Below are 16573 nucleotides of genomic sequence, written 5' to 3' on the forward strand. Positions count from 1 at the left end.
AGGCGGTCGGTCTTACCTCGGGAGGTCTGCGCTGTGTCTCGGCAACGAGACTGAGACCGTCGCAAGACGGCCTGACCGCAGCGCAGAAGTCAGCCGAGGGCGCAGTAGGCGGCAGCGCGCCGCTGAAGGCCTGAACGGTGGAAGTGGTCAGTAGAGCGGCGATCTCGTGCGAGCCATGCGGCAGAAGAATCAGGTCGAGCTGAACTTGAGCCCCGGAGCGGAGGGTGAAGCCCGAAGCGCCGGCGCCCGAGAGCCTGAAGCGCGTGCGGCGGAAGTCTGTCTCGAACGCCCGGCGGTCGCAGGACCGTCGATGGAAGACGTTGTCGAGAGTGAGAATCTGAAGGCAGCGTTGGCGCAAGTAAAGCGCAACAAGGGCGCGGCGGGCGTCGACGGGATGACCGTCGGCGAGCTGTCAGCCCACCTGAAGGAGCACTGGCCTGCGATCCGAGCCCAGTTGCTTGACGGCACCTACAAGCCACAGCCGGTGCGGCGGGTGGAGATACCGAAGGCGTCGGGCGGCCTGCGGCCGCTCGGCATTCCGACGGTGCTCGACCGCTTGATCCAGCAGGCGGTGATGCAGGTGCTGCAGGCGGATTGGGATAGGACGTTCGCCGAGACGAGCTTCGGCTTTCGGCCGGGGCGCTCGGCACATCGGGCGGTGGAACGGGCGCAGGCGTACATTGCGGCCGGCCACAGCATCGTGGTGGACATCGACCTGGAGAAGTTCTTTGACCGGGTCAACCACGACATCCTGATGGGACTGGTTGCCAAGCGGGTTGCTGACAAGCGCATCCTGAAGCTCATCCGCGCCTTCCTGAATGCGGGTGTGTTGGAAGGAGGGCTGGTCAGTCCGACGGAAGAGGGCACGCCGCAGGGCGGTCCGCTCTCGCCGCTGTTGTCGAACCTGATGCTGGATGTGCTGGACAAGGAACTGGAGAAGCGCGGCCACCGCTTCGTGCGTTACGCCGACGACTGCAACATCTACGTGCGCAGTCAGCGGGCGGGCGAACGGGTGCTGGCTGGCGTCGAGAGGTTCCTCGAAAAGCGCCTCAAGCTCAAGATCAACAAAGCGAAGAGCGCGGTTGCCAAACCGAGTGTTCGCAAGTTCCTGGGCTTCAGCTTCACCGGCGGGCAAGAACCGCGGCGGCGCATCGCGCCGCAGGCACTCGCCCGCTTCAAGGCGAAGGTTCGGGAGCTCACGCGACGCACGCGTGGTCGATGCCTCGTGCAGATCGCCAAAGAACTGTCGACCTACCTGATTGGGTGGCACGGCTACTTCGGCTTCTGTCAAACCCCGTCGGTGTTGCGCGTGCTTGACCAGTGGATCAGGCGACGGTTGCGCGCCGTTGCCTGGAAGCAATGGAAGTATGGACCCGCTCGCTTTGCCGAGTTGCGACGCCGCGGCGTCGGCCGGGATCTGGCGGCGCAAACCGCCGGCAGCCCACGTGGCCCTTGGCGGCTCGCGAACAGCCCCGCGCTCACCATTGCTCTGCCAAACGGCTTCTTTGCCTCACTCGGCTTGGCTTCCGTCGCGGCACGGCGACCCGCATAATCCGCTGAACCGCCGGATACGGACCCGTATGTCCGGTGGTGTGGGAGGGGCGGAGCCGCGAGGCTTCCCCCTATCCCGATTTGACACACGGTGCAGCGGCCCCCTCTTTCGTCGTTCCGGGCGGCGCGAAGCGCCGAGCCCGGAATGACAGAGACCATGGCTCCTGACTGCTCCTATCCCGATCGCTCCATTCGTGTATGATCAAGGGCGCGCACGATCGATCGAATATTTCTGTCGTCGCAAGATGCAATCAAAACGAGGTTGGCGATCGAGCGTCCGCAGGATACCCTCCGCGCATGCGAACGAACCAGACATTCCGGCTTGTTCTCATCAAGCCGTCGCATTACGACAGTGATGGCTATGTGATCCGATGGTGGCGGGGAGGCCTGCCTTCCAATTCGTTGGCGTGTCTTCATGGCATCGCGCTCGATTGCCGCGAGCGCCGGGTTCTCGGCGCTGAATTCGACATCGACATTGAAGCGATCGACGAAACCAACCGGAAGGTGCGGGTCGAAGCTCTGGCGCGCTCGATCAAGGCCGCCAAAGCCGGCATGGTGATGCTGGTCGGCGTACAGTCCAACCAATTTCCACGAGCGATTGATATCGCTCGACAATTTCGAAGCCGGGGCATCCAGGTCGCTGTCGGCGGCTTCCATGTTTCGGGAACACTGGCGATGTTGCCGGATTGCGACCCGGACGTTCGCAAGATCATGGATCTCGGCGTGTCGGTTTTTGCCGGAGAGGCCGAGGGGCGTCTCGAGCAGGTCCTGAAGGATGCCGTCGCTGGGCAGCTTCAGCCGCAATACAATTTCCTCAATGACCTCCCGCACCTCGAAGGCCAGCCACTGCCGATCATACCCCGAGAGCAGATCAAGCGGGTGATAGGTCGCACCACCAGCTTCGACGCCGGCCGCGGCTGTCCCTTTCAGTGCTCGTTCTGCACGATCATCAACGTGCAGGGTCGCAAGTCACGACGCCGAACCGCTGATGACATCGAGGCCCTTATCCGCGCCAACGTCGCGCAGGGCATTCATGCCTTCTTCATCACCGACGACAATTTCGCCCGCAACAAGGACTGGGAGGTGCTGCTCGACCGCATCATCGAGCTTCGCGAGAAGGAAGGATGGCAGTTGAGCTTCACGATCCAGGTCGATACCCTTTGCCATAAGCTGCCGAATTTCGTGGAGAAATGCGCAAGGGCTGGCGTGCGAAGGTGCTTCATCGGTCTGGAGAACATCAATCCGGACAGTTTGCTCGGCGCCAAGAAGCGCCAGAACAAGATCACGGATTACCGCGAGATGATGCTTGCCTGGAAGCAGGCCAAGATCGTCACCGTCGGCGGCTATATCCTGGGTTTCCCGAACGACACGCTGGCGTCGATCGTCCGTGACATCAAGATCATCCAGGACGAGTTGCCGATCGACATGCTGGAATTCTTTTTCCTGACGCCGCTGCCCGGGTCAGAGGACCACAAGACTCTGTACTCCAAGAGCGTCGCGATGGATCCGGATCTCAACAAGTACGATTTGGACCATGTCACGGTTGCGCACGCGACGATGTCCCAGGCCGAATGGGAAAGTGCCTATGCGACGGCCTGGACCACCTACTATAGCTGGGCGCATGTCGAAACGATCATGCGGCGGGCCGCAGCAACCGGCAACAGCGTCAACAGGATCAAGACCTTCGTTCTCTATTTCAAAGGCTACCATCCTATCGAGCATGTCCATCCGCTCGAGGGTGGTGTGCTCCGCCTGAAGAGCCGGAATGAGCGCCGTCCACATCTGCCGACAGAACCGGCGTGGCTGTTCTATCCGCGCCTCGTCGCGGAAACGGCGACCAAGGCAGCTCGCTGGGCGACGCTCGCAATCCATCTCGAGCGGCTCGCGCGCAAGGTCAAGCGCGATCCGTATCGGCTCGCATATGCCGACAAGGCGCTGACGCCTTCGACCGATCAAACCGAGAGCCTCGAATTGTTCAAGACGAGATCAAGCCGGGCCTTTCTCGATCAGCGGCGACACATCGAAGAAGCGCAGGGGCGGAAGCTGCCCGCCACGTGAGGCGCTCCGTCGCGCCTCACTCCACCTTGCCCAGCCGCTCCATGTGCGGATCGCCGTTCTCGTCGAGCGACCAGAAGATCCGCGTCACCTTGCCGATCAGATTGTCCATCGGGATGAAGCCCATCGCACTCATCATGCGACTGTCGGTGGAGTTGTCGCGGTTGTCGCCGAGCACGAAGAAGTGGCCTGGCGGCACCGTGTAGACGCTGGTGTTGTCGAGGAAGCCATTGTCGATGCAGTCATAGGTTACATAGCTCGCGCCGCTCGGCAGCGTCTCGCGCCAGCGTTTGGCCTTCGCCTCGTCATCGCCTCCGCAGGCCGCGCCCGCGAACACCTCCTTGAGCGCCACGCGCGTCACCGGGCGATCGTTGAGGATGAGCTGCCCTCCCCGCATCTGGACGCGGTCGCCGGGCAGGCCGACCACGCGCTTGACGTAATCGGACGAGGTGTCCTTCGGCGTGCGAAACACCACGATGTCGCCGTATTCGGGGTCGGCGGCAAGGATGCGGCCCGACGGTGCGAAGGGGAAAGAATAGCGGCCATAGCCGTAGGCGTATTTGGCGGCGAGGACATAGTCGCCAACGACCAGCGTCGGCGTCATCGAGCCGGACGGGATGTTGAACGGCTTGTACAGGAAGAAGCGAACCAGGAACGGCGGCGACCATAGCACCGGGATCAGCAGGATCAGGACGACGATCGCCTTCCAGTCGCTGGATCGTACCGAGGGGCGGATCGTTTGCTCAAGAGTGGTCATTCGCCTGCCTGATCAAGATCGTCATCATGAGATTACGCAACCCTTGCGCGCGCGCAATCCCTCATCAGGATTTTGGTCGCACGGGCCCGCTCACGCGTTCACTGCAAGCAAGGACAACGGATATGTGAAGGGCCGCCCGTGGGCGGCCCTTCTGTTTCATGCGCTCTCGGGCGCCTTCAGGCGCACGAGCCGGGTCAGGAGGGCATCGAGGCCCTGGCCGTCACCGGCATGGAGGTCGATGCGGCCGACCTTCTCGACCAGCCGCTCCAGCGACTCCAGCTCCTTGAGCCGCAGCAGCAGGGGGTTCTCCTCCATCAGGCGGGCGGTGTTCAGGAGCGAACGCGTCGCCGCGGTCTCTTCCTGCCGGCGGATCAGGTTCGCCTTCGCGACCCGCTCCGCCTCCACCACCTTGTTGACCAGCTCCCGGATCTCGCCGGGCAGGATCACGTCCTTGACGCCGAGCTCGGTGACCTCAACGCCAGACTCCGCGACGCGTGCGCGCACATAGTCGCGCAGCTCCGCATCCAGCGCCGCCTTCGCCGACAGCACCTCGTCCAGCGTCCGGCCCGCAACCGCTTCGCGGATCGCGAACTGCACCAGGCGGTACAGCCACGCATCCACGTCGGGCACGGTCGCAACCGTCCGCTCGGGATCGATGATCCGGCGGAACGCCGTCAGCGTCACCCGCAGCGCGATGCGATCCTTGGTCAGCATCTCCTGCGCGGTGATCTCGACCGCCTGGGGCCGCAGGTCGAGGCGCTTCACCTCGATCTTGCGGCCGACGGTCCAGAAGGCGTGCCGTCCGGGCGCGAGCCGCTCCACGAGCCGGCCCTCGACGTAGAGCAGGCCCGCCTCGTGGTTCTCGACCACCGTCTCCGACGTCACGGCCGAGCGGTTGCGCTCGATCATGGCCAGATGCCGCGCGCTGACCTTGGGATCAGCGGACACATCGATGCGCTCGACATCGATGCGGGTCGCGACCTTCCAGTAGACGCGCACCTGCCAGGGCGTCATCAGATGCACGGGCCGGCCGTCGAGGCTGACGATGGCGATCTCGTCCGCCCTGGTCTCGACCGCCTCGAACAGCTCGGCGGCAAGATCGGGCCGCGCAGCCTTCAGCACCGCGTAGCGCTCCGCAGAAAATTCGCTGCGGACCACGTCGAGCACCTCGGCCTTCAGCTCGTGCAGGGGATCGAACAGGCGATGCTTGCCGGGCGCGAGCACGCGCACGAGCTGCCCGTTGCGCGTCAGCAACGCACGCTCGCCATCCTTCACCGTCACGTTCAGCATCAGCAAGTGCCAAGTCTTCTCAGACGTCATGGCACGCCTCCTTCGTTTGCGCCCGGCCGGATGCCGGACGACAGGTTTCGTTCGCAAAGGATTTGAGGACGCGGACGACGCTTCCTGAAAAATCGGCGGGCCGGGGCTTGAGCTTGCATGACGACGGGCGCACGCGCGCGATCGCGCGACGCGTGTCGCGCGGCCGTGCGGAGCCACCCGGCATCAGCGCAAGCGGTATCTACCCGCGGCGCAAAGCCGGTCTCACAGTGTCGTTGTTCGGACGAATGCCTTTTGGGCAATGCGGCCGGACGGCGACTGAAGCGCGCGTCCGGTCCCCTTCAGAGGTATCAGCTTTTCAGGCTGAAACGGAGCGCTGGAGCGGGATTCGAACCCGCGACAGGATGATTAAAAGTCATCTGCTCTACCAAACTGAGCTATCCTTTGTGCAAGAGACCGGAATCGAACCGATGCCTTCGGGTGTTCAGCCCGACGCTCTCCATGAGCTACGTCCTGCGTTTCTCCTTCATTCGGCGGAACACGAAACCGGAGACCGGCCCGCGCCAGTCGGGATCTCAGAGAGCCCGAACCCATGGCCTAGCGAAGGACGGCGCTAATAGACCAGGCACGTTCGGGTTGCAAGGGGGAGGTTCAAGATTTTTCGTCGCAGGTTGCGCGCTGTGACGCGATCGTCACACCAGGACGCGACGTCAGTTACGTGACATCTCCTGGAAACACGCCCTCACCCAGTCGATGGTCACGCGCGCTGCAGCGTCGCGCTTGAGATGGTTTTGCACCAGCAGCCATACGTCGCGCCGTTTCGGCAGCAGGGTGGCGCGCAGGCGACGATCGCCGAGCAAGTCCGCGCAAACATACTCCGGCAACACACCGGCGGCCTGATGCGCGCGGATCAGATTGCGGATGACGCGAACGTTGTCGGTGACGCAGCGCGCGCGGGCTTTCTTCGTGCGCATGAATTGCATCTCGGGAATGGCCCCGAGCTCGTCCGGATAGGCGCACAGCATCGGCTCGCCCTCGGTCGTATCAGGCTCGAAATAATAGAGCTTGATGTCACCGAGCTTTGAGATCGCGAAATCGCCCTTGTCGGGTTTGCGCAGGCGGATGGCGAGATCGGCCTCCCAGCGCGAGAATTTGACGTTCTCGCTCGAGGTAAGGAATTGCAGCGTCAGGCCGGGATTGGCACGCAGGAAATCGCTTGCGCGCGGCGACAGCACCTCCTCGGCGGCCGTGTTGGTGGAGGCGATGCGCAGGCGTCCCACCGGACCTTCCAGGCTCTCACTGAGGCGGCCGATCTCGGCGGCGTGCGCGGCCATCGCCTCGACATGCGCCAGCACCGCCTCGCAACTCCGCGTCGGCCTGCGGACACCGTCGGCGGCCTCGAACAGACGCAAACCGAGCGCACGTTCGATGCGCGACAGCCTGCGCCCGACCGTCGTCTCGTCGATGCGCAGCCGCGCACTGGCACCCGCATAGGTGCCCTCGTCCCTGACGGCAGCGATGATGCGCAGATCGTCCCAGTTCATGGCGCGAGGCTATACCGGCCGGGCGCAGCCTGCAATATCGCAGCCACCCGCTGCAATATCCCTGCGTATCGGCAGGCCTTCCCGGGGCTATGTTTGTCGCGCCTTTTGCCCTGGAGATCTCCAAGACCATGACGACCGCAAAGACCCTGCTGCAGCTCGCCGGTGCCGATCTCAACCCGCCGCGTCTTGCCGACGCCGCGCTGGTGCTGATCGATATCCAGAACGAATATCTCGCAGGTCCTCTCGCATTGCCCGACGCAAGACCCGCGATCGCGCGGGCGGCTGCGCTGCTTGCACGGGCGCGCGAGAGCGGAGCTGCGATCATCCACATTGCCCATCGCGGCAAGGCCGGCAGCCTGTTCGATCGCGGCACTGAGCGCGGCGCCATCGTCGCCGAACTGAGCCCCCGTGCCGGCGAGCTGGTGATCGAGAAGGAGTTGCCGAATGCCTTTGCCGGCACTGATTTGCAGGCGCGCCTTGCCGCAACCGACAGGAAGAACATCGTGCTGGCCGGCTTCATGACGCATATGTGCGTCAGCTCCACGGCGCGCGCCGCGCTCGACCTCGGCTTTCGCACGACGGTCGACGCCGACGCCTGCGCCACGCGCGACCTGCCGGACGGCCGCGGCGGCACGCTGGACGCTCGCACCATCCATGAGGTTGCACTCGCCGAGCTATCCGACCGCTTCGCCATCATCGCGCGCGGCGATGCGCTGAGATAACGGAGCAACGCGATGCTGCAACTCTATTTCTCGCCGATGGCCTGCTCGCTTGCGAGCCGCATCGCGCTGATGGAAGCAAGCCTCGATGCGCGCTATCATCTGGTGCATCTCAGAACCAAACAGGTCGCGGACGACGACAGCGACTTTCGCGGCATTTCGTCGATGGGCGCGGTGCCGGTCCTGGTGCTGGAAAACGGCGAGCGGCTGACGGAAAGCGCGGCGGTGCTGCAATACATCGCCGACCTGAAACCGGAAACGGGTCTTGCGCCGCGGTTCGGCGATCCCGATCGCTATCGCCTGCAGGAATGGCTAAGCTTCATCGGCGCAGAGATCCACAAGGCGTTTTTGTTTCCCACCTTCTGGTACAGGGACGACGGCTCGCTCGCCAAGCCGCGTGCACGAATCCCGCAGACCCTGTCGGTGCCGTCAGCGCATCTTGCAGACCGCGAATTCCTCGTCGGCAACCGCTTCACCGTCGCGGATGCCCATCTCACCTGGGCCTTGCTGCTACTCCGCCCCGCAGGAATCGACATCGGAGAGTGGCCGTCGCTGTCGGCCTATCTCGAACGCATGCAGGCGCGGCCCGCCGTGAAGGAAGCGATCGCAACCGAGATGGTGCTGCGCAAGACCGTGGCGGCTTAGGCGCGGATCACTACTCCACCCGCGCCAGCACCGCGAGCTTGCGAATGCCCTTGTTGCGGTAGGCGTCGAGGAACGCGTAATAGTCCTTGAACGACACGCAGCCGTTGGAGTCGCCGTTCGGCCCGAGCATGAAGGTGTGCGCGAGCAGGCCGTCGCGGCCATGGATCGCGCTCTCGCCGCCGATCGGGGTCAGGCGCAGCGCCGGCACGCCGTGGAACAGCGCCTCGCGCGGCTTGAGCGTGTAGATGTGCGGCGGCGTCACGCCGCGCATGCGGATTTTCGAGGAGCGCGGATCGTCGAGATTGGAGCCGAGGCCGGAATGCGCCTCGAGCCTGGTGCCATCAGGCAGATACACCATCTTGGCGGTGATGTCGTAGACCGCGGTGTCGCGCTCATAGGGCGGCGCGCCGCCCAGCATCGGGTTCTGCTCCTTCGGCGCGATGGATGCGGTCACGCTGGCATCGGCCGAGGCGTAGGCGAGCAGCCCGCCGGACGGCTCACGCTTGCCCCAGAGCTTGTCCACCATCGACTGGCGCGGTCCGGTGATCGACATCACCGCGGCCTTGGCGCGGTCGGCGAAGGACTTCGGTTTTGCCTCGGGCGCCGACACGATCTCGGCCGGATCAGCCGAGGCGAGCTGCATCTGGCCCTCCGGCGCGCGCTTGGCCTTGGCCGCATCAGCGACCTTGGCGGGAGCCGGCTTCAGCGCGTCCGCGACCTTCGCGATCACGCTCTGCTTCGGGGCGTCTTTGGCCGTAGCAACCTGGGTCGCGGGCGTTGCGCTCGCCGCATTCGACGGCACGCCCTGCGTGGCAGCGGCGGCAAAGCGCTCGTTGAACATCTCGCGCGAGATTGGGGCAGCGACCTGGAGCCGGTCGGGCAGCAGGGCGAAGGTTTCCCTGATGGCCTCGCCGGCCTCACGCAGCGCCACCTTGGGGGCGCGCTTGATCACGGGCTCGTCGTAGCCGATGCTGCCGACCATCGGATAGACGCTCGCGCCGAAGATGTTGCTGTGGATGGTCCAGCCGGCGCCCATCACGACGCAGCCGATCGCCGCGGCGCCAAGCCAATTGGTCGTGCTCATTTTCCGGGAAGGCTTCCGAAGAGAATTCTTGCCAGGATTTTTGGACTTCCGTGCCGCGTTACTCTGCGCAGCGATACTCGTACTCATTCGCCTTGCGTCCAGGACGGTGTCACTCAGTCCCCCTTCGAAGTGCCGCTGGTCACGATCCGGGAACAGCATCTCGCAGAGGGTCGGAGCGTCATTAAGGCGACTTTTAGTTAAATGCAGATTAAGTTCGGGCGGATGTAGGGCAACTCGTTAACGCTGTCTCATTCTGAGAAAAAAGCCCGCAGAACTACGGACTTAGTCGCGTTTGTTAACCATAATTCTCGGCTGGATCGGGCGATCCGCGGACGTCTTACGGCCGCCTCTCTAAACGCACCAACCAAGTCATTTTCGTGGTCTTCAATGCCCTGATGATAACGGGGAAGCATTGCGCGAGGCTGGTGCGCGCCATCTCCCATTCGCGCCTCTCCCCGCTTGCGATGAGCGCGAGAAGCTTGGCGCTCACGCAGCACGGCGCCCTGACTGAAAGTTGATCGCGCCGGACTGGAAAATACCGCAGCGAGAAAATAGCTGCGAGAAGCGGCACTATTCAGCAGCCTCTGCGTGTGATACGGTACCGTATCAGCATCGCCTTGAACTGTGCCGAGCACGCAAACGGAGGCTGGCATGAAAGGGATCGCACGCGCCGGATTCATTGCTCTGGCGTGGTCGTTGTTGTTGATGGGATACGCGCGTGCGCAGCCGACCCATGCGGGTTGCACGCCGTCGCCGTCCGCGGCCGGAACGCAGACCTGGCGCTGCGACAGCGGAATAACGATTGTTGCGGAGAATGGCGCCAGATTTGAACTTAAGGACGCCAACCGCGACGGACATATTGACTCCGTGGAGTTGAGCAGCAAGGCGCTGCTCGTCGATGTGCCCAAAAAGCCCGGCGGCAATCCTTTCAAGGTGCTGACGCCACGGGCGATCGCCGCGGTGCGCGGCACGAAATGGGCCGTCGATGTCGCAGAGGCCAAGACCGCGGTCTTCGTCGCCGACGGCCGTGTCGGCGTCTCCCGCAGGAGCGGCGGACGCGGCGTCGTGCTCGGACCGGGCGAAGGCGTCGATGTCGAGGCGACCGGTCCATTGACCGTCAAGACATGGGGCCAGCCGCGCGTCGACGCCCTGATGGCAAGACTGGGCCAATAAGGCTCCGACAATACAATTAAGGCTCGCGCAGCAAGGCCCGGGCGACAAAGAAGATTGCAGTACGTAATGACTAGACGCGTTCAGATCCTGGTGGCCCTCGTCCTCACCGCGCTGTGGGGCGCCGGCATCTATGCCGCGCACGCCAACGGTCATCTGCGCTTTCTCGATCGCCTCGAGGCGACGCTGACGGATTGGCGGACACAGGTCCGCGGCGTGCAGGTGCCGCCCGATCTCGTCACCATCGTCGCGATCGACGACACCGTCGTCAAACGCGGCGGCAGCTATCCGTTGCCACGCGCCGATCTCGCCCGCGTCGTCGACACCATCGTGCAGTTCAAGCCCAAGGTCATCGCCATCGACCTCTTGCTGGTCGACCGCAGCGCCGCGATCGGCGATGCCACGCTGGCCAATACGCTCGCCACCGGCCCCATGGTGCTTGCCGCCGCGGCGATCTTCCCGTCGGCCAGCGAGACCGTGACCCCAAGCAGCCACGGCCCCCTCGCCGTCCTGCCGCAGGCCGAGCGCTTCCTGCTGCCGCTGCCGGCGTTTGCCGACCATGCCGAGGTCGGCGTCGTCAACGTCGCCACCGGGCAGTCGGGCTCGCCGCTCTCGGTGCCGATGCTGTTCCGGACCCACGACAAGGTCGAGCTGTCATTCCCCTTGCGCGTCGCCACCCGCGCGCTCGACAAGCCGCTGACGATCGAGCCGGACCGTCTCATGCTGGGCGATCGCGCAGTGCCGACCGACAGCGACTTCGCGCTGCCGATCACCTATTACGGCCCGCGCCGCACCATCCGCACCGTCAGCGCGCAGAGCATCTTCGACGGCACGCTCAATCGCGCGGCGATCGAGAATCGGATCGTGGTGATCGGCGCCTCAGTCGCCGGCGGCGGCGACTTCTATCCGACGCCGTTCGATTCCCTCATGCCGGGCGTCGAAGTGATCTCCACTGCGATCACGCATCTCGTCGCCGGCGATGGCATCGTGCGCAACCACAAGGTTCACATCGCCGACGCGCTCACCGCGATCCCGTTGCCGGTGCTGCTGGTCGGCCTGCTCGCCTGGCGGCGCAGCGCGCTCGGGCTTATCGCGGCCGCCGCCGTGATGATCGCCTGGGCCGGGCTCAACCTGTTCGCCTTCACGCACGGCGTCTGGCTCAACGCCGCGACCACGCTCGCAGCGACGGTCCCGCCGGTTGCGTTCTTTGCCGGCGTGCAGCTGTGGGCGGGAGGCCGCAAGGCCCAATACCTCACCGCCAAGAGCCGGTCGCTGGCGCAGTTCCAGGCGCCGGCGGTGCAGGAATGGCTGGCGCGGGATCCCGATTTCCTGGCAAAGCCGGTGCGGCAGGATGCGGCCGTCGTCTTCATCGATCTCTCGGGCTTCACCGCGCTCAGCGAACGGACCGATCCCGATGCGTTGCGGGACATCCTGAATGCGTTTCACGCGCAGATCGACACGGCGGCGACCGCGTGCGGCGGCATCGTCACCGGCGTCCTCGGCGACGGCGCCATGATCCTGTTCGGCCTGCCAAGCGCGATGCCCGATGATGCGGCGCGCGCGCTCAAATGCGCCATCGAGCTGCATCGCAGCGTCGATCGCTGGATCGCCTCGCTGCCGCCCGCAATCGGGGATCAGCTCGACTTCAAGATCGGCGCGCATTGCGGCCCCATCGTCGCCTCGCGCCTTGGCGGCAGCCACCAGCACATCACCGCGACGGGCGACACCGTCAACGTCGCGAACCGGCTGATGGAGGTGGCGGCCCAAAACGGCGCGCGGCTCGCGCTGAGCGATACGCTGCTGGATGCGGCCGACTACCTCGGCGATCCCGACAGCACTTTGCGAGGCCCGCTGCGCACGCAGGTCCGCGGCCGCTCCGGCACAGTCGCCGTCTGGTTCTGGCGCGATGAGAGCAAGCCGGGCGCGGCGGCCACCGGGGCAGAGTTGATGGACTGAACAGCCACTCTGCTCGCCCAATACTCCGCCGTCGTCCCGGCGGAGGCCGGGACCCATAACCACAGGGAGTGGTTTGGCGAAGACTCGTTGTGAACAGATCTTCCCGCGGTACGGATACCTGCGTTTATCGACAGATCACGCGGTATGGGTCCCGGCCTTCGCCGGGACGACCATCCAGAGCTACCGCGCTTCCGGTGGCGGCGAGCGGTCCAGCACATCGCCCTTGGCGCCTTCGAGCAGATCGATGCCGTAGGTCTCGACCACGAGGGGACCACGCTTGCGCTGCAATTGCGCGATTTGCGTCACCTTCGCAAAAAGGCCGTTGAGGGCGGGATGCCCGTCGCCGCGCAGCTCGTCGACATAGAGCAGCTTGCCGGCAAGCAGCTTGGGATCGGGCTCGGGCATGTTGACCCAGCGGATGCGCTGGTTCTGCTGCACCACGCAGCTGCCGCGCGGCAGATAGAAGGCGAGCCAGCCCGTGGTGCCGTAATCCGGCGCGAGCACGCAGGTCGCACCGACGCGCGCGCGCTCGGCTTCGATTGCCGCGGCGAGCTCGCGCCAGCCGACGCCGACGCTGCGCACGGTCGCGTCGCGGCGATAGCCGGACAGCCAGCCGGTGTTGGCCTGCACGATCAGCGCTGCAAACATCACGATGCCCACGGGCGCGGCCCAGCGCAGGCAGAAGTCCGCCAGGCGCCGCTGGCGCGGCTTCCACTGCACGAGGTTGGCGGCGGCCGCGGCCGCGACCACGAAGGGCGGATAGACCGGCGCGAACCAGTTGGCCTCGACGCGGGCATGCAGCGAATGCCAGACGAAATAGGCGACGATGGTCCAGAACATCGTCTCGATCAGCACGCGCGAGGCCAGCGCGCCGGCCCGGTGCCAGGTCAGCGCGTGCAGACCCATCGCGCCGAGAATGAAGACCAGCGGGGTCGCGAACGCGACCTGGGTCGGGATCAGCTCGGCGATGAAGACCGGCCGGAAGTCCTCGATCCTGGCGCGCCCGAGCTGCTTTGCGAACGAGACCCATTGGTGGTCCGCGTTCCAGAGGATCACAGGAGAGAACAGCGCCAGGGCAACGAGGCCGCCGAGATAGGGCCAGGGCGAGAGAAACCAGCGCCTGAGCTTCGGCACGGACGCGAGCCAGATCAGGATGGCGGCGCCAAAGAACATCGCGGTGTATTTCGATAGCAGCGCCGCACCTACCGCCACGCCAACCGCAAGCCACCAGACGCCGCGGCCGGTCTCCAGCACCTTGGCGAGAAAGAACAGCACGAAGCTCGAGGCGACCAGCAGCGGCGCATCGGGCGTCACGATCAGCGTGCCGACGGAGGCCAGCAGCGTCACGTTGAGCAGGATGGCGCTGGTCGCGGCGACACGGGCACCGCCGAACAGGATCGCCGCGGAGCGGTAGATCGCATAGCTCATCGGCAGCGCGAGCAGGATCGAGACGAGACGGACGCCGAGCTCGGTGTCGCCGGCGATCATGGTGCCGGCGCGGATGACATAGGCGACCATCGGCGGGTGGTCGTAATAACCACCGGCCAGGTTCTTCGACCACATCCAGTAATAGGCTTCGTCGAAGGTGATCGGCGTGAAGGCGGCCGCGACGAGCCGCAGGGCCACCAGCGCGAGAATCACCAGCGCGGTGTTGCGGACGATCCGCGCGTCAGCTCCGCCCATTGTGAGCTATTTCTTGCGCCAGACGAACAGTCCGGACATCGCGTAATTCCACACCACGCCCATCAGTGCGCCGGCCAGGCCGGCCAGCCACCAGATCGGCTCCTGGTCGTAGACCGAGAAAGCGACGCCGACATTGGCGAGCAGGCCGACGCTGCACACGATGTAGAAGGCGATCAGCCCGCGCAGCAGCGCAAAGCCCTTCAGCCGCTGATCGCGATAGGTGAGGAAGTTGTTGAGGATGAAGTTGCTGGTCATGGCGACGATGGCGCCGGCAGCCTGCGCCTCCGCGAACGGTGCCTTGAACAGCTGGAGGGCGATGAACAGCGTGGTCAGATGCACCACGAGGCCGATGCCGCCGACCATCGCGAACAGGATGAAGCGCAGCGAGACGATGTCGTTGGTCAGCTTGGCCAGCACGAGGCCCATGAAGTCGAGCGCGACCATGGAATCCAGCTTGCTCTCGCCGTGCTGGCGGGCGCCGAAGGTGTAGGGAATCTCGACGGCGCGCAAGCTGCCGTGCGCGGTCGCGACGACATCGAGCAGGATCTTGAAGCCGTGCACCGACAGCTTTGGCGCGAGCTGCTCGAAACGGTCGCGGCGGACCATGAAGAAGCCGCTCATGGGATCGGCGATCTCGACCCGCAGCATCTTCCTGGCGACCTCGGTCGCCAGCGCGCTGGCGCCGGCTCGCTGCTTGTTGAAGCCTTCGCTCTTGTAACCCTCGATATAGCGGCTGCCGACCACGAGCTCGGCCTGGTCGCTGGCGAGCAGCAGCAGCATCTTCGGCAGCTGCGTCTCGTCGTGCTGCAGGTCGGCGTCGATCACGGCCACATAGGGCGCGCTGGAGGCCAGGATGCCCTCGATGCAGGCTCCCGACAGGCCGCGGCGACCGATGCGGCGGACGCAGCGCACGCGGCTGTCCCGCTGCGCCAGCGCACGCACGACGTCCCAGGTGCCGTCGGGCGAATTGTCGTCGACGAACACGACTTCCCAGGCGACGTTGACGAGCGTCGCCTCCAGGCGCCGGTACAGCACCGTGACATTGTCGCGCTCGTTGAAGGTCGGGACGATGACCGACAGTTCCGGCCCCTCTTGAGCCTGCGGCGGATGGTCGGAGCCCGGTCTGATCGCTTCATTCATGACGGCAGCGTATATCCGCCGCGTCCTGCGCTGCCAAGCCGGGGTTTGGAAGGGTGCGGGCGAAAAAAGGGCCCTAAAATGCCAACGACCCCGGAACGGCGGACCGCGCGTACATCCGGCGCAGGCCCAAGCTATTCCAAGGTCGTCCCAGCGCCGGAGTTTTTCGCTCAACGTCGCCGTTAGAAGCTAGATAGGAACGACAAAACCGCTTCGCAAGGGGGCAAATGGGTCGATTTCGCGCCCTATTGGTTGGGGACTTCCCGGATGACCGGCCCTCGCGGCGCGGGCGCGGCGGGGGCTGCGGGCGCCGCAGCAGTAGGCTCGACCTTCGCCGGCTTGGGCGGCTTGCCGTACTGGCCGATCGGCCCGAAGACGACGGCGACCGCGAGTACGACCGCCGCGACGATCGCGCCCAGAATGCCACCCACCGACTCAGACGACATGGAAACCCATCCCTGTTCCAGATGCGGCGAGTGATACCACGGATGAACGTACAGCCGGAAGGGCTGCCGAAGGGGGCGAATGGCGAATGGTGAGTAGCGAATGAGACAACCCGGGCTTCTGCCCTACTCGCTGTTCGCCACTCCCCACTCCCTACTTCGCCGGCGGCCTGTGCTTGACGAAGGCCGTCACGATGTCCTTCTGCGCCGACTCCACCGCCCTGTTCGCGGTCGCGAGATGAGCGCCCGCATCGATGTTCGGATATTGCGTGGTGAGATAGTCCAGCAAGGCCACACGATAATATTGCCGCTCGGACGGACAGGCGCTCGCGACCGAGCGGCCGAAATCCTGCTCCGACAGGCCCTGATTGGAGTCGCGCGAATATTCCCGCGCCAGGCAACGCCAGTAATCGTCGCGGCCCTGCATGGCGAGCTTCTGCGCGTTCTTGTCGTCGTCATCGTCAGCCATGGCCCCGGACGTCATGGCAGCAGATGTCATCATCATGAGCGCCGCTCCCACCATCAGCATCCGCATCTTGTTCTCCTTTTCG

At 65.0% G+C, this 16573-nt stretch carries 14 protein-coding genes and 2 tRNA genes; 6 read left to right on the forward strand and 10 right to left on the reverse strand.

All coding sequences use genetic code 11. From position 1 onward, the window contains the following. The first annotated feature begins 175 nt into the window (after window positions 1–175). Both ltrA and ACVJ19_RS35765 read left to right on the forward strand, forming a co-directional pair. Window positions 176–1552 (forward strand): group II intron reverse transcriptase/maturase, encoded by a 1377-nt coding sequence (gene ltrA / locus ACVJ19_RS35760; protein ID WP_028144467.1) that lies wholly within the window; start codon window positions 176–178, stop codon window positions 1550–1552. Window positions 1553–1848: 296 nt separating this feature from the next. Continuing rightward, window positions 1849–3609: a B12-binding domain-containing radical SAM protein gene (locus ACVJ19_RS35765; RefSeq protein WP_456739491.1), complete on the forward strand. Its 1761-nt coding sequence runs from the start codon at window positions 1849–1851 to the stop codon at window positions 3607–3609. A gap of 16 nt (window positions 3610–3625) precedes the next feature. Here the strand turns inward: ACVJ19_RS35765 and lepB are convergent, their stop codons facing one another. From lepB to ACVJ19_RS35790, 5 genes are all read right to left on the reverse strand, one after another. Then, the gene (lepB, locus tag ACVJ19_RS35770) at window positions 3626–4363 is read right to left on the reverse strand and encodes a signal peptidase I (RefSeq protein WP_453953738.1); all 738 of its coding nucleotides are present in this window, start codon (window positions 4361–4363) and stop codon (window positions 3626–3628) included. A 156-nt stretch (window positions 4364–4519) separates the two neighbouring features. Beyond that, window positions 4520–5683: a slipin family protein gene (locus ACVJ19_RS35775; RefSeq protein WP_453953739.1), complete on the reverse strand. Its 1164-nt coding sequence runs from the start codon at window positions 5681–5683 to the stop codon at window positions 4520–4522. 335 nt (window positions 5684–6018) lie between these two features. Further along, a tRNA-Lys gene (locus ACVJ19_RS35780) sits at window positions 6019–6084 on the reverse strand. Window positions 6085–6088: 4 nt separating this feature from the next. Continuing rightward, window positions 6089–6158: transfer RNA gene (locus ACVJ19_RS35785), tRNA-Phe, on the reverse strand. Between the two features lie 193 nt (window positions 6159–6351). Further along, a complete protein-coding gene (locus ACVJ19_RS35790; protein WP_453953740.1) occupies window positions 6352–7185 on the reverse strand; it encodes a LysR family transcriptional regulator in 834 nt (277 codons plus the stop codon). Between the two features lie 128 nt (window positions 7186–7313). Here ACVJ19_RS35790 and ACVJ19_RS35795 point away from each other — a divergent pair, with 128 nt between their 5' ends. Beyond that, window positions 7314–7907, forward strand: coding sequence for a cysteine hydrolase family protein (locus tag ACVJ19_RS35795; RefSeq protein WP_453953741.1), 594 nt, complete (start codon window positions 7314–7316; stop codon window positions 7905–7907). Between the two features lie 12 nt (window positions 7908–7919). Next, window positions 7920–8549, forward strand: a complete 630-nt coding sequence (locus tag ACVJ19_RS35800; RefSeq protein WP_453953742.1) for a glutathione binding-like protein — start codon at window positions 7920–7922, stop codon at window positions 8547–8549. A 10-nt stretch (window positions 8550–8559) separates the two neighbouring features. Here the strand turns inward: ACVJ19_RS35800 and ACVJ19_RS35805 are convergent, their stop codons facing one another. Further along, window positions 8560–9633 (reverse strand): DUF2778 domain-containing protein, encoded by a 1074-nt coding sequence (locus tag ACVJ19_RS35805; protein WP_453953743.1) that lies wholly within the window; start codon window positions 9631–9633, stop codon window positions 8560–8562. A 651-nt stretch (window positions 9634–10284) separates the two neighbouring features. Here ACVJ19_RS35805 and ACVJ19_RS35810 point away from each other — a divergent pair. Further along, window positions 10285–10806, forward strand: a complete 522-nt coding sequence (locus ACVJ19_RS35810; RefSeq protein WP_453953744.1) for a FecR domain-containing protein — start codon at window positions 10285–10287, stop codon at window positions 10804–10806. A gap of 66 nt (window positions 10807–10872) precedes the next feature. Continuing rightward, complete coding sequence (locus ACVJ19_RS35815) at window positions 10873–12759, forward strand: CHASE2 domain-containing protein (RefSeq protein ID WP_453953745.1); 1887 nt, start codon at window positions 10873–10875, stop codon at window positions 12757–12759. Window positions 12760–12939: 180 nt separating this feature from the next. Here the strand turns inward: ACVJ19_RS35815 and ACVJ19_RS35820 are convergent, their stop codons facing one another. The 4 genes from ACVJ19_RS35820 to ACVJ19_RS35835 form a co-directional block, all read right to left on the reverse strand. Next, window positions 12940–14442, reverse strand: a complete 1503-nt coding sequence (locus ACVJ19_RS35820; RefSeq protein WP_453953746.1) for a glycosyltransferase family 39 protein — start codon at window positions 14440–14442, stop codon at window positions 12940–12942. A 6-nt stretch (window positions 14443–14448) separates the two neighbouring features. Continuing rightward, window positions 14449–15582: a glycosyltransferase family 2 protein gene (locus ACVJ19_RS35825; RefSeq protein ID WP_453953747.1), complete on the reverse strand. Its 1134-nt coding sequence runs from the start codon at window positions 15580–15582 to the stop codon at window positions 14449–14451. A gap of 242 nt (window positions 15583–15824) precedes the next feature. After that, entirely contained in the window at window positions 15825–16025 is a 201-nt protein-coding gene (locus tag ACVJ19_RS35830) for a hypothetical protein (RefSeq protein WP_456739492.1), read from the reverse strand. A 151-nt stretch (window positions 16026–16176) separates the two neighbouring features. Continuing rightward, window positions 16177–16557: a hypothetical protein gene (locus ACVJ19_RS35835; RefSeq protein WP_453953748.1), complete on the reverse strand. Its 381-nt coding sequence runs from the start codon at window positions 16555–16557 to the stop codon at window positions 16177–16179. Between the last annotated feature and the right edge of the window lie 16 nt (window positions 16558–16573).

This window comes from Bradyrhizobium sp. USDA 376 (assembly GCF_054063675.1).

What these genes read in the sequence shown, in the direction of transcription:
- ltrA (WP_028144467.1), top strand. Translation starts at nt 176, where the DNA reads ATGCGGCAGAAGAATCAGGTCGAGCTGAACTTGAGCCCCGGAGCGGAG.
- ACVJ19_RS35765 (WP_456739491.1), top strand. Translation starts at nt 1,849, where the DNA reads ATGCGAACGAACCAGACATTCCGGCTTGTTCTCATCAAGCCGTCGCAT.
- lepB (WP_453953738.1), bottom strand. Translation starts at nt 4,363, where the DNA reads ATGACCACTCTTGAGCAAACGATCCGCCCCTCGGTACGATCCAGCGAC.
- ACVJ19_RS35775 (WP_453953739.1), bottom strand. Translation starts at nt 5,683, where the DNA reads ATGACGTCTGAGAAGACTTGGCACTTGCTGATGCTGAACGTGACGGTG.
- ACVJ19_RS35790 (WP_453953740.1), bottom strand. Translation starts at nt 7,185, where the DNA reads ATGAACTGGGACGATCTGCGCATCATCGCTGCCGTCAGGGACGAGGGC.
- ACVJ19_RS35795 (WP_453953741.1), top strand. Translation starts at nt 7,314, where the DNA reads ATGACGACCGCAAAGACCCTGCTGCAGCTCGCCGGTGCCGATCTCAAC.
- ACVJ19_RS35800 (WP_453953742.1), top strand. Translation starts at nt 7,920, where the DNA reads ATGCTGCAACTCTATTTCTCGCCGATGGCCTGCTCGCTTGCGAGCCGC.
- ACVJ19_RS35805 (WP_453953743.1), bottom strand. Translation starts at nt 9,633, where the DNA reads ATGAGCACGACCAATTGGCTTGGCGCCGCGGCGATCGGCTGCGTCGTG.
- ACVJ19_RS35810 (WP_453953744.1), top strand. Translation starts at nt 10,285, where the DNA reads ATGAAAGGGATCGCACGCGCCGGATTCATTGCTCTGGCGTGGTCGTTG.
- ACVJ19_RS35815 (WP_453953745.1), top strand. Translation starts at nt 10,873, where the DNA reads ATGACTAGACGCGTTCAGATCCTGGTGGCCCTCGTCCTCACCGCGCTG.
- ACVJ19_RS35820 (WP_453953746.1), bottom strand. Translation starts at nt 14,442, where the DNA reads ATGGGCGGAGCTGACGCGCGGATCGTCCGCAACACCGCGCTGGTGATT.
- ACVJ19_RS35825 (WP_453953747.1), bottom strand. Translation starts at nt 15,582, where the DNA reads ATGAATGAAGCGATCAGACCGGGCTCCGACCATCCGCCGCAGGCTCAA.
- ACVJ19_RS35830 (WP_456739492.1), bottom strand. Translation starts at nt 16,025, where the DNA reads ATGTCGTCTGAGTCGGTGGGTGGCATTCTGGGCGCGATCGTCGCGGCG.
- ACVJ19_RS35835 (WP_453953748.1), bottom strand. Translation starts at nt 16,557, where the DNA reads ATGCGGATGCTGATGGTGGGAGCGGCGCTCATGATGATGACATCTGCT.